We start from the raw sequence: 15793 nt of genomic DNA on the forward strand, positions 1-15793 counted from the left end.
CATGACACAAGACACACTCTTATCGGTCAACGGGCTGACCAAAGCCTATCCCGGGGTGATTGCCAACAGCGATGTCTCCTTTTCGATCAAAGCCGGTGAAGTGCATGCTTTGCTTGGGGAAAATGGCGCGGGGAAGTCAACCCTCGTGAAAATGATCTACGGGCTTGTGCGTCCTGATAGTGGCTATATGGAACTCTCGGGCGCGCCTTATACCCCCGCCGAACCCCGCGCCGCACGCGCTTCTGGCGTTGCGATGGTGTTTCAACATTTCTCGCTTTTCAACGCGCTTTCGGTGGCGGAAAATATCGCCTTAGGCATGGAAAACCCGCCCAAGCAAAACGTACTCAGCGTCCGCATCCGCGAAGTTTCCGAACTCTATGGTCTGCCGCTTGATCCTGAACGTATTGTCGGAGAACTCTCAGCGGGCGAGCGCCAGCGCGTTGAAATCATTCGCTGTCTTCTGCAAAATCCCAAAATCCTGATCATGGATGAGCCAACTTCGGTTTTGACCCCGCAAGAAGTCGATATCTTGTTTGAAACCCTGCGTAAACTCTCGTCCGAGGGCACGTCGATCCTGTATATATCCCACAAGCTCGACGAAATTCGCAGCCTTTGTGATAGCGCTACAATCCTGCGCCTTGGAAAAGTCGTCGATATTTGTAATCCGCGCGAAAAAACCTCCCGCGAACTTGCGGAAATGATGGTGGGCCAAACGCTCCACACCCCCGAGCGCGTTCCCCACGACTTCAAAGACGTTGTAATCGAAGTGCGCGACCTGTCCATGCGTGCCCCCACCGCCTTTGGAACCGCCCTCAAGGATGTATCGTTCAAGGTACACGCGGGTGAAATTCTCGGAATTGGCGGCGTCGCGGGCAATGGCCAAGACGAGTTACTCGCAGCGATTTCGGGCGAAACCAGCCCTAGCAAAGGCGCCGTTTTGGTCAATGGAACAGAAGTCCAACATATGAGGCCGAACGCACGCCGCAAGCTCGCCATTCTTACCGCCCCCGAAGAGCGCCTCGGCCACGCCGCCGCCCCCGACATGTCCCTCATTGAAAACGCACTCATGACAGGGGCCATTCGCGAAGGCCTGACCAATCGCGGCTTCATAAAATGGGGCGCGGCACGAAGTTTTGCCGAAAAAATCATCGCCGATTTTGACGTCCGCACGCCCGGCCCAAATAATGCCGCGCGCGCCCTTTCGGGTGGCAACCTCCAGAAATTTGTCGTGGGTCGCGAAATCCTCCAACGTCCGGACGTGCTTGTTGTTAACCAACCCACATGGGGTGTTGACGCCGCCGCCGCCGCCGATATTCGCCAAGCGTTGCTCGATCTCGCAGCCACAGGCTCGGCGGTCATTGTCATCTCGCAAGACCTCGATGAGCTTATGGAAATCTCCGACAATTTCTCTGCCCTCAACGAAGGCCGTCTCTCCGATCCACGCCCCGTACAGGGTCTGACGGTCGACGAAATCGGCTTAATGATGGGCGGCGCACACGGGATGGAGGCCGCTCATGTTTAACGCTCGCTGCCACGCACAAACCAAACTCACAGGAAATGGGCCCCACCAATGATCCGTCTCGAAAAACGCCCCACCCCGTCACGCACGTGGACTCTGGTAACCCCTATTATCGCCGTTCTCTTAACCATGATCGCCGGCGGTATACTGTTTGCTTTCCTTGGCAAAGACCCCTTCATCGTCATCCGCACCATCTTTTGGGATCCGCTGTTTCATCCCGATTTTGCCGCCTATTCGCGCCCACAATTGCTGGTTAAGGCCGGCCCTTTGATCCTCATTGCTATCGGTCTCTCTATCGGGTTTCGCGCAGGCATCTGGAACATTGGCGCCGAGGGGCAATATATTATTGGCGCGATCTGTGGTGCCTCAGTTGGGCTCGCGTTTTACCCATTGGATGCGTGGTATGTCTTCCCTTTAATGGTGCTTGCGGGAGCGGTCGGTGGCTTTCTCTGGGCTATGATTCCCGCCCTCCTCAAGACCAAATTCGGAACCAACGAAATCCTTGTGTCGCTCATGTTGGTCTATGTGGCCGTCAACGAACTTTCCTCTGTTTCTCAAGGCCTTCTGCGTAACCCTGACGGCATGGGGTTTCCCGGCTCACGGAATTTCCAACAATATCCTGCCGTTTATAATGCGGAACTTATTTCTGGAACGGGCATGCATTGGGGGGTTCTGACGGCTTTTGTCGCTGTGATCGCCGCCTATATTCTGCTCAATCGCCACCTGCTTGGATTTCAAATCCGCCTTACGGGTGAAAGTCCCCGCGCGGCACGGTTTTCGGGCGTGCGTCCAAAACTTCTGATCATCATTTGTATGGGGATTTCTGGTCTCACCGCAGGCCTCGCTGGTATTTTTGAGGTTGCTGGTCCGTCGGGTCAGCTCAACACTAGCTTTGCCGCAGGCTATGGCTTTACCGCCATTATCGTGGCTTTCCTCGGGCGTCTGCATCCCGTCGGCATCCTGTTTGCAGGGCTTTTGCTGGCGCTCACGTATATTGGAGGGGAATTGGCCCAGCTCATGCTCAACCTTCCCGCCGCCGCGATACAGGTGTTCCAAGGGATGCTGTTGTTCTTCCTCTTGGCGATGGATGTTTTCACTAATTTCCGCGTCCGCATCGGGAAATCGGAAACCGTATGACACCCGCCCACAACCCTGATTTCTGGCCGCGTATATTCACGCTCGTCATCTTTCTTTTGTTTGGCGGATTGATTGGCACGATGGGGCGCGCCATTGCTGTACAGCTTGGGATGGGTTTTTTCACTGGCCCAATCTGGCTGAGCGGAATGATCTTTGTTTACGTTGGCACCACCATGTTTGGACACACAATGCTGCGCAATTTTGCCGACTGGTTTCGCTTGCCCATCATTGTGCCTGAACCCGATCCCGCCACGCGCCGCCTCTCGGCGTTTGTCTGGTCAATCTTCCTCATCGGGAGCCTCACGGGCTACCTGCTCACGACGCTCATCCTTAAAGGAGTTTCATAATGGATCTCTCGTCCGTTAATTTCGCAGCGCTTTTGGCGTCCCTTATGGTCGCCGCAACCCCGATCCTTCTTGCCGCTATTGGCGAAATGGTGGTGGAAAAAGCGGGCATTCTGAACCTCGGCGTCGAGGGGATGATGATCACGGGGGCCGTCTCGGGTTTTGCCGTGGCCTACACGACCGGAAGCCCTTTGCTTGGGTTCATCTTTGCCGCTACGGCCTCCGCCGCCCTCAGTATGATTTTCGCGTTCCTGACACTCAAGCTCATGTCCAATCAGGTGGCGACGGGCCTTGCGCTCACGCTCTTTGGCCTCGGCCTCTCGGCCCTCATCGGGCAATCCTTTGCCGAGGCGCGCCCGCCTGTAACCCCAAAACTCGACATCCCTGTCTTGTCGGATCTCCCGTTCTTTGGCCGCGTGCTCTTTTCGCATGATCCCATCGTCTATTTCTCGCTCTTCCTGCTCGTCGCGGTTTGGGCCTTCCTGAAATATTCGCGCATGGGGCTTGTCCTTCGGGCTGTTGGTGAAAACCACGACGCCGCTCACGCACTTGGTTATAAAGTCGTGCGCATTCGCTTCGCTGCCATTGCATTTGGCGGCGCTTGTGCGGGCCTTGGCGGCGCGCATCTTTCACTGGTGCGGGTCGCGCAATGGACTGACGGCATGACTGCGGGGGCTGGTTGGATCGCCCTTGCGATTGTGGTATTTGCCAGCTGGAAAGCCCAGCGTGTCCTCTTTGGCGCCTACCTGTTTGGCGGCATCACCGTGCTACAACTCAACCTTCAGGTCGCCGGAATACCGGTGCCGGTAGAGTACCTGTCGATGAGCCCATATATTATCACAATCATCGTTCTGGTCTTGATTTCCCGCAGTTCCTCGGCAGCCCCAGCGTCCCTTGGTAAATCCTTCCACGCGACCTCCTAAGGCCTCTATGACCCGCGCGAAAATTATCCATATTCTTGACGGAACTGACCCCGCGTTCGGAACTTCGGTTGCGTGGTTTCTGAACGTCGTGATCGGTGTTTCTGCGGCAGCAATTGCGTTGGAAACCATGCCCGGCCTCTCGCCTGCGCTCTACACGACGCTCAGTATCGTCGAGTGGTTCGTACTGGTAGTTTTCACTTTGGAATACCTGACGCGCCTCATTTGTTCGCCCAACCCACTGCGCTATGCGATCAGCTTTTGGGGGATCATTGATCTGTTGTCCTGCTTGCCCATTCTCTCGGTGGTCAAACCCGAATGGGCGGTCCTACGCAGCTTTAGACTGTTGCGGGCATTGCGCCTGTTAAAACTGTTTCGCAGCTCTCGTGCGCTTGATCGATTGGCCCATGCCCTCGACGAAGTCCGCGACGAATTGCTGCTGTTTGTGGTCTTGGCCGTCATCATGCTCTACGTCAGCGCGGTGGGGATCTATGTCTTTGAAAACGAAGCTCAACCCGATGTTTTCTCCTCTATTCCGCATAGCTTCTGGTGGGCCATCGCCTCCTTTACCACGGTGGGATACGGCGATATGGTTCCCATAACGCTTGGGGGTCGAGTCTTTACCAGTTTTATACTGTTTATCGGTCTAGGTGTTGTTGCGGTTCCGGCCGCGATTGTCACCACGGCCTTGCTTGAGGTGGAAACCAATATCCACCCACGGCACCCGTCGAAGAAGAAACCAAAAACTTAAGTCCACTAGGGGAGTACCTAAATGAAACTAATGAAAACACTCGCAACTGCGGCGCTCGCGCTCGGCGTTGCTTTGCCATCCATGGCCGACACCACAAAGGTTGGCTTTGTCTACGTCGGCACGCCAGGCGATGGCGGCTGGACATATGAGCACGATCAAGCGCGCAAAGAAGTCGAAGCCCATTTTGGCGACCAAGTCGAAACAACCTTCGTTGAAAGTGTTGCTGAAGGCCCCGACGCTGAACGCGTTCTAACGCAAATGGCGCTGTCCGGTCACGACTTGATCTTCACCACATCCTTTGGTTACATGGACCAAACAAACAATGTTGCGGCCAAATTCCCTGATATTAAGTTTGAGCACGCAACAGGTTATATCCGCGCGCATCCAAACGTTTCCACCTATGGCGCACGTTTCTACGAAGGCCGCGCCGTCATCGGAACCATTGCGGGTCGCATGACCAAATCCAACAAGATCGGCTATATCGCGTCCTTCCCGATTCCTGAAGTTATTCGCGGCATCAACTCCGCCTATATCCACGCTAAAAAGGTAAACCCAGAAGTCGAAATGAAAGTCGTTTGGGTTTTCTCATGGTTTGATCCTGCAAAAGAAGCAGACGCCGCCGCCGCGCTCATCGAGCAAGGTGTTGACGTGATCATGCAGCACACAGACTCCACCGCTCCAATGGCAAAAGCCGCCGAAACCGAAGGCGTTATCGCATTCGGTCAAGCGTCTGATATGGGCCAATACGCTCCGTCGCCACGTGTTTCCTCTATCATCGACAACTGGGCGCCCTACTATATTGAGCGCACACAAGCGGTTATCGACGGTACATGGGAAAGCGTTGATACATGGAATGGTATCGGTTCTGGCATGGTAAAAATCGGCGACTTCACTGACGTACTTCCAGCACCTGTTCAGGACGAAGCCAATGCCCTCAAAGACGCGCTTGCGGATGGCTCCTACCACGCGTTCACAGGACCTTTGAACAAACAGGACGGCACCCCTTGGCTCGCCGAAGGCGAAACTGCCAATGATGGCGACCTTGCAAGCATGAACTTCTATGTCGAAGGCATTGATGCAGAACTACCTAACTAAAAACGGCTCAATCGGATGAGAAAAAGCCCGGGGGAAACCTCGGGCTTTTTGCGTTTGTCTTGTTCTGGATCAAAGTGTCGCTACACTTTCTCATGTTTAAAACCAGAAACATCAGCAAAAGGAATTCGTATGGACTGGAAAGATTTCACGGGCGGGATGAAGCGTAATATCCGCAGCTTTAACGCCGCTGTTCCGGAAACCTCTGCAGGTTTTAGTACCCTCACAAAGGCCGCGAAATCAAGCCAACACGTCGACGATAAAACACTAGAGTTTGTTGCCCTTGGCATTTCCGTCGCGGAACGTTGCGAGCCTTGCATCGGCTTTCACATCGAGGCCCTCATCAAATGCGGCGCCACCCGCGAAGAAGTCGCGGATGTGCTTGGCATGGCGTTGCAAATGGGCGGCGGCCCGTCCCTGATGTATGCGTCCAAAGCCTTGGACTGCTGGGACCAAATGACCGCCTAACCGTTCTGGCGGATCGTCGCATTTGAGGGGTCGTAGGGGCTGTCTTCGACAATCTCGGCGTCCCACAATTGATCAAACATTTTGACCTTCAGTTTGTTGCCAACTTCGGCGTGTTCAGGTTTCACATACCCCATGCCGATGCTTTTCCCAAAGGCCACAGAATACCCACCAGACGTCAGCCGCCCAACCCGCACATCCCCCGCATAGAGCACTTCGCGCCCCCACGGATCGGCATCCTCAGGCCCCTCAATCAACAGCGTCACACATTGGCTGCGAATACCGGTTTTGAGCATCGCATCCTTGCCGTAAAAATCCTTCTCCAGATCAATAAACCGATCTAACCCCGCCTCTTGCGGCGTGGCATCACGGCCCAATTCCGTCCCGAACGCGCGATAGGATTTCTCCTGCCGAAGCCAGTTCTGCGCCCGTGCGCCCACCAGCTTGAGGCCAAATTCTTCGCCCGCCGCCATAAGCAAATCATAGAGGTAATTCTGCATCTCAACCGGGTGATGCAACTCCCACCCAAGTTCGCCGGTATAGGCCACACGGATCGCCATCACAGGGCACATTTTGAGTTCAATCGGCTTGGCCGAAAGCCACGGGAAGTTCTTGTTCATAAAGAACGCCTCGGGGTCGGCGTCATTCACCAGCTTCTTGAGCAAGTCCCGCGAACGTGGTCCCGCAAGGGCAAAAACCCCTGTCTGCGTGGTGGTGTTTTGCACCTCAATGCGGCCAAACTCGGCTTCTTTATCCTCCACCGCTTTGCGCAAATAGTCGCTGTCATAGGAGGTCCAAGCTCCCGCAGAAATCAGGTGATAAATATCCTCGGCCTCGCGTACGATGGTATATTCCGTGCGCACAGTGCCATGGCTCGTCAGGGCATAAGTCAGGTTGATCCGTCCAACCCGTGGCAACTTATTACAGGTAAACCAATCCAGAAATGCCGTCGCCCCCGCGCCCTTCACCACATGTTTGGTAAAGGCAGAAGCGTCAATCATTCCAACGCCTTCGCGCATGGCTTTCGCCTCTTTAACCGCATATTGCCACCAGCCCCCACGCCGGAAACTGCGCGCGTCATGGTCGCTAAACTCTAGCGGCGCAAAGTAGTTTGGCCGCTCCCATCCGTTCACATGTCCAAATTGCGCACCCGCCGCCTTTTGCCGATCATAGGCGGGACTGGTCCGCAAGGGCCGCGCTGCTGGGCGCTCCTCATCGGGATGGTGCAACACATAAACGTGGTCATAGGCCTCTTCGTTCTTACGCGCCGCATATTCGGTCGTCATCCAACTGCCAAATCGTTTGGGATCAAGGCTCGCCATATCGATCTCGGCCTCGCCCTCCACCATCAAGTCCGCGAGGTATTTACCCGCCCCGCCAGCCGCCGTAATGCCAAAACTAAACCCTTCAGCAAGCCACATATTGCGCAGTCCCGGCGCAGGCCCAATCAACGGATTTCCGTCGGGTGTATAACAAATCGGCCCGTTGAAATCATCTTTCAAACCGACCGTTTCCGACGACGGAATGCGGTGGATCATGCTCAGGTATTCTTCCTCAATCCGTTCCAAATCCAGCGGGAACAGATCGGCGCGGAAACTGTCCGGAACGCCATATTCAAACCGCGCCGGAGCCCCCTCTTCATAGGGCCCCAAAATCCAGCCACCGCGCTCCTCGCGCACATACCATTTGGCATCCGCATCGCGCAAAACAGGATGCTCGCCGTGGGTTTTGCGATACTCAACAAGCGCCGCATCGGGCTCGGTCACAATGAACTGATGCTCCACCGGAATCGCCGGAATCTTAATCCCCAAAAGGCGCGCCGTGCGTTGCGCATGGTTTCCCGTCGCCGTCACAACATGCTCGGCGGTAATTTCAATCTGCTCCTCCGACGGCACCAAATTCCCGCCCCGCTCAACCATTTTCGTACAGGTCACAATCCACTCGGACCCCGCCCAACGATAGCCATCAACCTGCCAACGCCGCTCAATCACAACGCCCCGTTGCCGCGCGCCCTTGGCCATCGCCATCGTCACGTCGGCGGGGTTAATATAGCCGTCCGTTGGGTGAAAAATCGCGCCTTCAAGATCATCGGTCCGCACCAAAGGCCAACGATCTTTGACCTGCGCGGGCGTCATCCATTCATAGGGCACCCCACAGGTTTCCGCCGTCGATGCATAGAGCATATACTCATCCATCCGCGCCTTTGATTGCGCCATCCGAAGGTTCCCCACAACGGAAAATCCAGCGTTCAATCCGGTCTCTTCCTCCAGCGTTTTATAGAACTTGATCGAGTAATCATGGATATGGGTCGTGGCAAACGACATGTTGAAATACGGCAAAAGCCCCGCCGCATGCCACGTCGACCCACTAGTCAATTCGTCGCGTTCGAGCAACATCACGTCGTCCCAACCGGCGCGCGCCAAATGATAGGCAATCGAGGTTCCAACGACTCCGCCGCCAACAACCAAAGCTTTTACATGGGTTTTCATAACGCGCACTCCTTTGACCGCCACATTGGCCTATCCTTGCGGATTTTACGCCCTTCTTCCGACGCAATAAATGCAAAAACCGACCCCCGTTTCTGAAAGGTCGGCTTCAGGTTATTTTTCCACTCAAAACGGCTCAATTTGTGCGGGCAACACACCGCTTAAAGGAGCTCCCGCTGCAGCTTCCTGATCCCAAACGGCGTACTTTTGGCTTCTCGGTATTGGGGGCGACCACGTCCTGCTCCGTTTCGACTTGCTCGACGACTCGCGCGGCAAGCATCGCCTGAATTTTCAGGGCCATTGCGGCGTAAACACTCGGACTTTCTGCCGCTTCCTGCTCCTTGTCCATCGCCAAAAACGCAATCTCTTGCATATTGCCAACGCCCTCGATGGGGGTTTCTACCATCCCGTTCAACCCGTCAAAATTGATGTCCGCCATCAAGGTTAAAATATCGGAACTCGGCCCAATTGCCCGCAAAACAATATCAATCTGCCGGCCAATATGTCCCGTTAATTCTCGGCTAAAGGCCTCATCCGCCCGCGTGGTTTCCTGAAACAACACGCCCCCCACACGGGCAAAATCGCTCTTGATTTCAGTCATCCGCATCATGTCCTGCATCATATTCAACTGTTCGCCGCCAACCATGGTCTGAAGGCGCGCGGGAATGAACCGCAACTCAAGCGCGATCATCGTGTCACCCTTCTCATAAACCCAAGTGCCTTTTTTTAATCCGCGCTCAAGATCCGCCTGCATAAGCTTCACAAACGGATTATTGTCTACATCTTTTACCGCCTCTAACTGCGCAAGTTGGTCCGCAGTCAGGGGTTTTTGCGGGCCAAAAAACAGGTCGCCATCGCCTACTGTCCACACGCGTTTTTCCCAATCCGCGGGATTAGGGGCGTAGTCATCAATATCATAGGTTATCGGGTCATTTTTGAACGCTGCATACCGCGCCTTCGCAGAGGCGAAATACTCCGACACCCCATAGGTTTCCCCTGTCGCCTTCGCAATCTGCTGGCGTTGGAAAAAATCAAACCCAAACGTCATCGAAAGGGCAATAAAGGCAAAAACAACTAGAAAGGCGCGCTGCATGACGGACTCCGGTAAAATACCCTCCACAAATGCCCTCCCAACTTGGGCAAATTGTGGCCGCGCGGGGGAATATTCGTGTTTTCAGCGCAAGCGACTTGCCGCGTTGCAGCGTGAAAGCTATGGTTCCGCCAACCAAGAGAAACGGGGGCACCAATGGAAATTTGTCGATCAATCCCGCAAATCCGCGCGTATGTGGCGTCTCTGCGCGCGGAGGGAAAAACCGTCGGTCTCGTTCCCACCATGGGCGCGCTGCACGCAGGACATATCGCCCTCGTCAAGGCTGCGGCCCGCCACGCGGACAACGTGATTGCAACAATTTTCGTCAATCCAACCCAATTCGGCGACGCGGCTGATCTGGCGAAATATCCCCGCACCGAAGACGCCGATCTCGCCCTTCTCAAGGCGGCGGGCGTCGCGGCAGTGTTCATGCCGCAGGTTGACGATATTTACCCCGATGGGGCGGAAACCATCGTCGAGACCACTGTACTTGCCAATATGCTACACGGCCTTGTGCGTCCGGGGCATTATCGCGGTGTCGCCACCGTCGTCACCAAGCTTTTCAACATCATCGGTCCCGATGTTGCCGCCTTTGGCGAGAAGGATTACCAACAGCTCCAAGTCATCCGCAAAATGGTGCGCGACCTGCACATGCCGATCAAAATCCTGCCCGTCCCCACAATCCGCGAGGCAGACGGTCTAGCCATGTCATCGCGCAACACCCGCCTAACGCCTGCCGACCGCGCCGCCGCCGTCATTCTGTCCCAAGCGCTTGATGTGACCGAAAAAGCGGTGCAGTCTGGAACCACGGTTTCGGACCTCGCCAAGAGCATCCGTGCCACAATCGCAACCCAGCCGCGAGGCACGCTTGAGGGGCTCGATATCGTCGATGATGAAACTCTTGCCCCAATTAGCGGGCCCATCACAGATCCAACCGCCATCATGATTTCCGTCCAATTTGGTGACATTCTCCTTATTGATCAACGCGTTGCAACCCCGAGGTAGCCATGTCTAAACAAGTCAAGACCCGTCGCACAACTGTCCCCCAAATCGCCGCGCGCAAAGGCGGCGACCCGATTGTCTCCCTCACATCCTACCACGCCCACACGGCGGCCATCGTCGACAAACACGCCGATTTCATCCTTGTTGGCGACAGTTTGGGGATGGTGATGCACGGAATGGAAAGTACGGTCGGCGTGCCGCTTGACCTGATGATTATGCACGGTCGCGCCGTAGTAAAAGGCACGCAGAAAGCGCTCGTGGTGGTTGATATGCCCTTTGGCTCCTACGAGGAAAGCCCAAGTGTGGCCTTCCGAAATGCTGCCAAAATTATGAAAGAAACACAGTGCGGCGCGGTCAAACTAGAGGGCGGCGCGCGCATGGCCGAAACCATCCGCTTCCTCACCGAACGCGGCATTCCCGTGATGGCCCACATTGGCCTCACCCCCCAATCCAGCCACGTCATGGGCGGCTTCAAAACCCAAGGCCGCGATGAGGACACATGGGCCGCCCACGAGGCCGACGCCCAAGCCGTTTCCGACGCGGGCGCCTTCGCGGTTGTGCTTGAGGGGATGGTCGAGCCTTTGGCGGCCAAAATCACCAAGCAAATCCCCATTCCAACCATCGGAATTGGCGCGTCTGCAGAGTGTGATGGGCAAATCCTTGTGCTCGAAGATATGCTCGGCCTCTCGCCTTGGACCCCGAAATTTGTCAAGGTTTACGGCAACTTGGGAGAAATGATCGAAAAAGCGGTTGAGGAATATGCCACGGATGTCAAATCCCGTGCCTTCCCAAGTGAGGATGAAATCTATCGTTAATATGTGGGAAGCCTAGGCAGATAATCCGGTGGCTGGAACAGGTAACACAGCGTTGATTTTCCAACCTTCGCTGTCTGGCACCAATTCGTAGTCCAGCACAAAACTTTCGCCCGATTTGGACTTCACGAGCACCTTCTGCCAAACGGATCGGCCTTCGGGCCGGTTATCAAGGAACGTCACATCCTCGGGATCCACAACCATGGAAAACCCGCGCGCAACCATCATGCCAAACACTTCTGGACTGCCAAAATAACGCTGAATATCGTCCGATGCAAACTCGAATGCAGCCGTCAGGTCGCCGTCGCGAAACGCTTCCATCTGCCCCAAAACGGTGCGTTCCAAGGCACCATAAGCGCGCGCTTGATCTCCGACTTGGGCCTGCGCCACAAGAGGGTTCATAACCGCGGCAATCGCCAATATCTTTAGAAAACGCATAATTTCACCTGTAAAGACACACCGCAAGGATGCGCCTTCAAAGGCCTCGCGCCAAGTCACGATTTCGTTACGTGGCGAGTTTCCCCGCCAAACCGTCCTCAATCAACGTGATGCTTTCGTCCACACCATACAGGGCGATAAAGCCCCCAAACCGTGGCCCTTGGCTCGCGCCCAGCAACACTTCGTAAAGCGCTTTGAACCAGTCTCGCAATTGTTCAAACCCGTGCTCTTTGCCCACCGAAAACACCAAAGTCTGAAGCGCATCCGCATCCGCGCCGCCCTCCCAGGTCTTCAACCGCCCCGCAAGATCCGCAAACGCAGCAATCTCAGTGCCCTCGGCCAAACGATAGGTCTTGGCTGGCTTCACAAAGTCGTTGTAATACCGCACCGCAAATCCAGCGGCCGCATCCATCGCAGGGTTGCTCTCGGGCGTTGCTTCCGGCGAATAACGCTGAATAAAGCCCCACATCTGCGCCTTATCTTCGGCCGCCGAAACCGACGCCAAATTAAGCAACATCGCAAACGGAACCAACATATCTGACGCTGGAACTTTATGCCCATGCATGTGGTAAACGGGGTTCGACAGGCGCGCTTTTTCGTCCTGATCGCCATAGGCCCGCAACTGCTGGTGGTATTCGTCTACTGCCTTCGGGATCACATCAAAATGCAACCGTTTGGCCGTTTTTGGCTTCTGGAACATGAAATATTGCAACGATTCAGGCGCCGCATATTTCAGCCACTCTTCCATCGACAACCCATTGCCCTTGGACTTGGAAATCTTCTGGCCCAACTCGTCATTAAACAACTCATAGGTCAAACATTCGGGCGGTTGCGCCCCCAACGCGCGGCAAATTTTCGTCGCCTGCGTCACCGAATCAATCAAATCTTTGCCCGACATCTCGTAATCAACGCCAAGGGCCGCCCAACGCATCGCCCAATCAGGCTTCCATTGCATCTTCACATTGCCGCCAGTTACCGCCAATTCAATGCGCTCGCCGGTTGGCTCATCATAGGTCACCGTGCCCTTCTCGGCGTTCACTTCCACCATCGGAACTTGCAAAACATGCCCCGTCAACGGCGAGATCGGTAGGAACGGCGAATAGGTCGCCTGACGGTCCGCACCAAGGGTTGGCAACATGATCGCCATGATCTTGTCATAGACCCGACAGGCCTGCAGCAACGCCTCGTCAAAACGCCCCGAGGTGTAATACTCGGTCGAGCTGGCAAACTCATACTCAAACCCGAAGCTATCAAGGAAATCACACAGACGGGCGTTATTATGCTGGGCAAAACCGGCGTGCGTGCCAAACGGATCGCGCACTTTTGTCAGCGGCAAATTCAGGTCTTGCTTCAATTCTTCCTGCATCGGAACATTGGTCGGCACCTTGCGAAAACCGTCCATATCGTCCGAGAAACACAAAAGTTTGGTTGGAATATCACTGATCTGTTCAAACGCGCGGCGCACCATTGTTGTGCGCGCAACCTCGCCAAAGGTCCCGATATGCGGCAATCCCGACGGGCCATAGCCGGTTTGGAACAACACATATCCCTTCTCGGGCGGCTGCTTGGAATAGCGTTTCAAAACCCGACGCGCTTCTTCAAAGGGCCAGGCTTTCGAACTCATCGCAGTTTCGCGCAGATCAGACATTTCAACACTCGTCTCGTTAATATGAGGCCCAATGCCTCATCCACCCTGTCTCCTATTGCGCCCCACCTGCTGCGTCAATATTCTACACACGAAAACACGTAGATCGGAGATCTCACATGAACGATTTTACCCACTCTTGGAGTCATCAGGACGCCCTTGTCGCAATGATGATTGCTGTTTCTGCAAGCGATGAAAACATCCGCACATCCGAACTTGTAACCATCCAACGGATTGTGAATCACCTACCCGTTTTTGCGGATTTTGACCAAGACCGTATGGCGGGCATTTCTAAAACCGTGCTTGACCTTTTTACCGAAGAAGACGGCCTCGACGCGCTGTTTGGTTTGATCCGCGAAAGCTTGGACGAAAAACTGTTTGAAACCGCTTATGCGCTCGCTTGCGATGTTGCTGCCTCGGACGGAAAACTCACCGATCAAGAACTGCGCATTCTAGAAGAAATGCGCTACGAGCTTGATCTTGATCGCCTGCATGCTGCCGCCATTGAGCGCGGAAGCCGCGCGCGCCACACCACGCTTTAACTGGCGTAGGTTCGCGCCCAACCCTGCAGTAATTCCTGTTGCATTTTACGGGAGTTCTGCGCCCATGCGCGGCCTCCAGCGGGCCGTTCACGTTCGCTTTTGCCGATCTGGGTCCGCTTTTTAAGGTCTGCTGTGAAAATCGCAAAGGCTAAAACCCGTCCATTAGGCAGGGTGATATATCCTGCTAAAGCACTGACAAAATTGAGGGTTCCGGTTTTGGCGCGCACTGTCGCTGGGGCATTGTTGAGCTTTTTCCCGTCGGGACTCTTCAGGACGATATTTTTCATCAATCCGTGCAATGCGCCATTGGGTTTGGCCGCAACAAGGGCCGAGACCATCTCGCTCGCGGGAACTCTTGAATCGCCGCTCAAGCCTGAGTGGTCGACAAATTTCGCCGTGTTCATCCCCAGCGCAGGCCCCGCCCAGCTTGACATTTTGGCGCCCGAGGTCGCAAGGTTGCGCGGAGAAATGCCCCGCCCACGGGTCGCCGAAAGGCCGATGACCTCCGCTGTGATGTTGGTCGAATATTTCAACATATCGCGTACAATCAACTGCAATTTCTCGCTTTGCACCTGCGCGATCACGGACCCTTTTGGCAGGGTCGCGGTCGCACGTTCTTTGCCCAATTTGATACCTTGCGAACGCGCCATTGTGCTAAAAACATCCGCCGCATACAGCTCGGGTTTGCGCACCGGAAGCCAACGGCTCCCCCCGTCCCCCAGCGCGCCACTCGCCACCGTCCATTGCTCACTGTCTTTACCGTCCGCATAGGTATAAATCGGCGTCGCGCGTTTTTTGACCACCATTTTGGCCATATGAACCTCGGGACGGTATTTGTCGCTACGGGCGTCCATCGCGACGGAATAGCCCGAATTGGCCCGTTTCCACTCAAAATGCACGCGGTTAAAATTCAGGTTCAGCCCCGAAACCGCGGGGTTATACCCAAGGTGATCGGGCTGTTCTTTATCAATCGAGCGCACATAGGGCAGGACCGCCGAATGCACGAGAAAATCCCCTGTCACCTCTCGCACCCCTGCGTTTTTCAACCCCTGCGCTAGCACCGCCAAGGCATCCGTGTTCAAGGTCGGGTCGCCACCCCCCAAAAGCACCAAATCGCCGTTCAAAATGCCGTTGGAAATCGGTCCCGTGGCCACCAATCGTGTGCTAAATTCATACCCCAAACCCAGCGCCTGCAGCGCATAAAGCGCCGTGATCGCCTTCGCCACCGACGCAGGCGGCATCGCCAAACCTGAGTTGCGGCTTTCTAAAATCTCGCCCGTCGTCGCATCCGCCACCACAAATCCGACGTCGCCGCTAAAACCCGCGCCCGCAACAATCCGCTCAGTCGGGTTAGCGACGGATTTCGCGAAATTTTTGGGTTTTACAGGTGGAAATAGCGACGTTTCTGGCGCGCCGGCCTGTGCAAGGACCGCGCTGCCGCTCATCAATCCGGCGAGGATAAATCGTCTTGAAAAATGCTGACTCATAAAATCATATAACCCTCAGATTGGCGGCGAAACAAGCGCTTGAATACAGTAATCGCCAATGGC

General features: G+C 55.2%; 15 protein-coding genes. 10 read left to right on the plus strand and 5 right to left on the minus strand.

Annotated elements, in window-relative coordinates; translation table 11 throughout:
* The first annotated feature begins 1 nt into the window (after position 1).
* The 7 genes from AB9F27_RS07730 (at position 2) to AB9F27_RS07760 (ending at position 6231) form a co-directional block, all read left to right on the plus strand.
* Complete coding sequence (locus tag AB9F27_RS07730; RefSeq protein WP_335585616.1) at positions 2-1522, plus strand: ABC transporter ATP-binding protein; 1521 nt, start codon at positions 2-4, stop codon at positions 1520-1522.
* A gap of 48 nt (positions 1523-1570) precedes the next feature.
* Positions 1571-2656, plus strand: a complete 1086-nt coding sequence (locus AB9F27_RS07735) for an ABC transporter permease (protein WP_335585617.1) — start codon at positions 1571-1573, stop codon at positions 2654-2656.
* On the plus strand, positions 2653-3003 hold the full coding sequence (locus AB9F27_RS07740) for a hypothetical protein (protein ID WP_335585618.1): 351 nt from the start codon (positions 2653-2655) through the stop codon (positions 3001-3003). The genes AB9F27_RS07735 and AB9F27_RS07740 overlap by 4 nt, the downstream gene beginning before the upstream one ends.
* A complete protein-coding gene (locus AB9F27_RS07745) occupies positions 3003-3923 on the plus strand; it encodes an ABC transporter permease (RefSeq protein ID WP_335585619.1) in 921 nt (306 codons plus the stop codon). The genes AB9F27_RS07740 and AB9F27_RS07745 overlap by 1 nt, the downstream gene beginning before the upstream one ends.
* A 7-nt stretch (positions 3924-3930) precedes the next feature.
* A complete protein-coding gene (locus tag AB9F27_RS07750; RefSeq protein WP_335585620.1) occupies positions 3931-4671 on the plus strand; it encodes an ion transporter in 741 nt (246 codons plus the stop codon).
* Between the two features lie 21 nt (positions 4672-4692).
* The gene (locus AB9F27_RS07755) at positions 4693-5766 is read left to right on the plus strand and encodes a BMP family ABC transporter substrate-binding protein (RefSeq protein ID WP_335585621.1); all 1074 of its coding nucleotides are present in this window, start codon (positions 4693-4695) and stop codon (positions 5764-5766) included.
* A 129-nt stretch (positions 5767-5895) separates the two neighbouring features.
* On the plus strand, positions 5896-6231 hold the full coding sequence (locus AB9F27_RS07760) for a carboxymuconolactone decarboxylase family protein (protein WP_335585622.1): 336 nt from the start codon (positions 5896-5898) through the stop codon (positions 6229-6231).
* Here the strand turns inward: AB9F27_RS07760 and AB9F27_RS07765 are convergent.
* Together AB9F27_RS07765 and AB9F27_RS07770 are read right to left on the minus strand one after the other, a co-directional pair.
* Positions 6228-8717: an FAD-dependent oxidoreductase gene (locus tag AB9F27_RS07765; RefSeq protein WP_335585623.1), complete on the minus strand. Its 2490-nt coding sequence runs from the start codon at positions 8715-8717 to the stop codon at positions 6228-6230. The two genes, AB9F27_RS07760 and AB9F27_RS07765, sit on opposite strands and share 4 nt — an antisense overlap.
* Before the next feature lie 133 nt (positions 8718-8850).
* Positions 8851-9834: a hypothetical protein gene (locus AB9F27_RS07770; protein ID WP_335585624.1), complete on the minus strand. Its 984-nt coding sequence runs from the start codon at positions 9832-9834 to the stop codon at positions 8851-8853.
* A 126-nt stretch (positions 9835-9960) separates the two neighbouring features.
* Between AB9F27_RS07770 and panC the strand changes: the two genes are divergently transcribed.
* Positions 9961-10809, plus strand: coding sequence for a pantoate--beta-alanine ligase (gene panC, locus AB9F27_RS07775; RefSeq protein ID WP_369757638.1), 849 nt, complete (start codon positions 9961-9963; stop codon positions 10807-10809).
* 2 nt (positions 10810-10811) lie between these two features.
* Positions 10812-11621, plus strand: coding sequence for a 3-methyl-2-oxobutanoate hydroxymethyltransferase (panB, locus tag AB9F27_RS07780; RefSeq protein ID WP_039004440.1), 810 nt, complete (start codon positions 10812-10814; stop codon positions 11619-11621).
* A gap of 12 nt (positions 11622-11633) precedes the next feature.
* On the opposite strand, the gene AB9F27_RS07785 is transcribed toward panB, so the two are convergent.
* The gene (locus AB9F27_RS07785) at positions 11634-12056 is read right to left on the minus strand and encodes a DUF4864 domain-containing protein (protein ID WP_335585626.1); all 423 of its coding nucleotides are present in this window, start codon (positions 12054-12056) and stop codon (positions 11634-11636) included.
* Positions 12057-12123: 67 nt separating this feature from the next.
* Complete coding sequence (locus AB9F27_RS07790; RefSeq protein ID WP_335585627.1) at positions 12124-13704, minus strand: lysine--tRNA ligase; 1581 nt, start codon at positions 13702-13704, stop codon at positions 12124-12126.
* A 116-nt stretch (positions 13705-13820) separates the two neighbouring features.
* Between AB9F27_RS07790 and AB9F27_RS07795 the strand changes: the two genes are divergently transcribed.
* The gene (locus AB9F27_RS07795) at positions 13821-14243 is read left to right on the plus strand and encodes a tellurite resistance TerB family protein (protein WP_039004443.1); all 423 of its coding nucleotides are present in this window, start codon (positions 13821-13823) and stop codon (positions 14241-14243) included.
* Here the strand turns inward: AB9F27_RS07795 and dacB are convergent.
* Complete coding sequence (dacB, locus tag AB9F27_RS07800) at positions 14240-15730, minus strand: D-alanyl-D-alanine carboxypeptidase/D-alanyl-D-alanine-endopeptidase (protein ID WP_335585628.1); 1491 nt, start codon at positions 15728-15730, stop codon at positions 14240-14242. The genes AB9F27_RS07795 and dacB overlap by 4 nt on opposite strands.
* Positions 15731-15793: the final 63 nt, after the last annotated feature.

The organism is Falsihalocynthiibacter sp. CO-5D18 (genome assembly GCF_041205445.1).
GTDB classification, from domain to species: domain Bacteria; phylum Pseudomonadota; class Alphaproteobacteria; order Rhodobacterales; family Rhodobacteraceae; genus Falsihalocynthiibacter; species Falsihalocynthiibacter arcticus.

Excerpts from the sequence above, each read along its gene's own strand:
- AB9F27_RS07730 (WP_335585616.1), top strand. The coding sequence starts at position 2 with ATGACACAAGACACACTCTTATCGGTCAACGGGCTGACCAAAGCCTAT.
- AB9F27_RS07735 (WP_335585617.1), top strand. The coding sequence starts at position 1,571 with ATGATCCGTCTCGAAAAACGCCCCACCCCGTCACGCACGTGGACTCTG.
- AB9F27_RS07740 (WP_335585618.1), top strand. The coding sequence starts at position 2,653 with ATGACACCCGCCCACAACCCTGATTTCTGGCCGCGTATATTCACGCTC.
- AB9F27_RS07745 (WP_335585619.1), top strand. The coding sequence starts at position 3,003 with ATGGATCTCTCGTCCGTTAATTTCGCAGCGCTTTTGGCGTCCCTTATG.
- AB9F27_RS07750 (WP_335585620.1), top strand. The coding sequence starts at position 3,931 with ATGACCCGCGCGAAAATTATCCATATTCTTGACGGAACTGACCCCGCG.
- AB9F27_RS07755 (WP_335585621.1), top strand. The coding sequence starts at position 4,693 with ATGAAACTAATGAAAACACTCGCAACTGCGGCGCTCGCGCTCGGCGTT.
- AB9F27_RS07760 (WP_335585622.1), top strand. The coding sequence starts at position 5,896 with ATGGACTGGAAAGATTTCACGGGCGGGATGAAGCGTAATATCCGCAGC.
- AB9F27_RS07765 (WP_335585623.1), bottom strand. The coding sequence starts at position 8,717 with ATGAAAACCCATGTAAAAGCTTTGGTTGTTGGCGGCGGAGTCGTTGGA.
- panC (WP_369757638.1), top strand. The coding sequence starts at position 9,961 with ATGGAAATTTGTCGATCAATCCCGCAAATCCGCGCGTATGTGGCGTCT.
- panB (WP_039004440.1), top strand. The coding sequence starts at position 10,812 with ATGTCTAAACAAGTCAAGACCCGTCGCACAACTGTCCCCCAAATCGCC.
- AB9F27_RS07785 (WP_335585626.1), bottom strand. The coding sequence starts at position 12,056 with ATGCGTTTTCTAAAGATATTGGCGATTGCCGCGGTTATGAACCCTCTT.
- AB9F27_RS07790 (WP_335585627.1), bottom strand. The coding sequence starts at position 13,704 with ATGTCTGATCTGCGCGAAACTGCGATGAGTTCGAAAGCCTGGCCCTTT.
- AB9F27_RS07795 (WP_039004443.1), top strand. The coding sequence starts at position 13,821 with ATGAACGATTTTACCCACTCTTGGAGTCATCAGGACGCCCTTGTCGCA.
- dacB (WP_335585628.1), bottom strand. The coding sequence starts at position 15,730 with ATGAGTCAGCATTTTTCAAGACGATTTATCCTCGCCGGATTGATGAGC.